We start from the raw sequence: 673 nt of genomic DNA, 5'->3' as shown, positions 1-673 counted from the left end.
TAGCGGGCGGGCGGGAACAGAAGCAACGCATGACGTGCCTTTAGATCGTCGATATCCTGCACACTCCACTTGGCCCACGGAGGTTCACCCTCCCAGATCTCAACGGGTCTACGCCCTCACATTCCTTCGTTACACCTGTCCATGGCGTGGAGACCGATAGCGTTTACTTAACGGGTCAATGCCCTTACGGACTCAAGCACTCGGTTCTCTTATGCATATATGCTGTACAATCCTGCGAATAAGTCAATTCTCGTGGTTCGGGTTTACGCGGCAACCGGGGCTGCAAGTGCACTGCGGTATGTTTCCCCTCGCTGCACCATGCCGATCAGAATACGAGCCAGCTTGCCAATCAGTTTAAAAAGCGACGCCTGCTTCTTCATACCCTGCGCCTGGTTGTGCGCATGCCACCGCTTGAAATCGGGGTTTTGCCGCACGAGATTCAGCATCCCCCAGTATAAGTGTTTGCGGAGCGTACTGTCGCCGCGTTTGGAGAGCTTGATTTGTCCTTTGAATTTGCCGGAGGTGCACTCGGCCAGATTCAGGCCGGCTCGCCGCAACAATTGCCTGCCATGCGCATAGAGGCGCAAGTCGCCAGCTGAAGCCAGAATGGCTGCCAGCGTCATGTTTCCAAGCCCGCAGATGCTCCGCAACTGCTCGGCCAAGGGGATCTCCG

The 673-nt window shown here is 56.2% G+C and carries 1 protein-coding gene; it reads right to left on the bottom strand.

From position 1 onward, the window contains the following. Positions 1 to 263: 263 nt before the first annotated feature. The coding region (locus ACAN56_RS35395) for a transposase (protein WP_379148787.1) at positions 264 to 673 on the bottom strand (410 nt) is incomplete at its 5' end.

Origin of the sequence: Paenibacillus paludis, from assembly GCF_042610515.1 — a bacterium.
Lineage (GTDB): Bacteria > Bacillota > Bacilli > Paenibacillales > Paenibacillaceae > Paenibacillus_AQ.
This window is presented reverse-complemented; position numbering and strand designations above follow the sequence as displayed.